The organism is Paenibacillus sp. TY11, assembly GCF_059772165.1.
The window spans coordinates 1-613 of record NZ_JCBAIQ010000071.1; the positions used below are offsets into that span (position 1 = coordinate 1).

Annotated in this window: 2 rRNA genes; both read left to right on the forward strand. The window is 43.4% G+C overall.

The features are described from left to right. Positions 1–96: ribosomal RNA gene (locus AC6EJC_RS26845) — 16S ribosomal RNA — on the forward strand; the annotation flags it as partial. Between the two features lie 411 nt (positions 97–507). Next, a 23S ribosomal RNA gene (locus AC6EJC_RS26850) occupies positions 508–613 on the forward strand; the annotation flags it as partial.

The window sequence follows — 613 nt, forward strand, 5'->3', positions numbered from 1 at the left end:
CCGCAAGGGAGCCAGCCGCCGAAGGTGGGGTAGATGATTGGGGTGAAGTCGTAACAAGGTAGCCGTATCGGAAGGTGCGGCTGGATCACCTCCTTTCTATGGAGAATCGTTTCCTGCAACGGAAACATTCAAATAAGCAGGTACGTTGTACCTGCGACTGGATATTCAATTCGGTTCATCACATGTGTGTGAATGAAATGAATATCCCGAACTTACTCACTCGTTGCTCAGTTTTGAGAGTTCAAACTCTCAAGTATCATTTCCAGAATATACTTGTAGTCAAGTGATTCTGAATTTGATATGATCTTCTTCCGGATTTAAAAACCGGAAAAACGTGCACCTTGAAAACTGGATACCGAAACGAAATTGCGTTTTAGAATATTCCTTTAAGCTGATCTTGTGTAAACAAGTGAAATTAAGGTAGCAGATAAGGAAAGATCTTTTGCCTTTGGCAAAAATCATTCTTTATCGAACATCGACATTTTCTTTCTACGAAAGAAAAGTCTAGGTTAAGCTACAAAGAGCACACGGAGGATGCCTAGGCGCCAGGAGCCGACGAAGGACGTGGCGAACAACGATAAAGCCTCGGGGAGCTGTAAGCAAGCTTTGATCC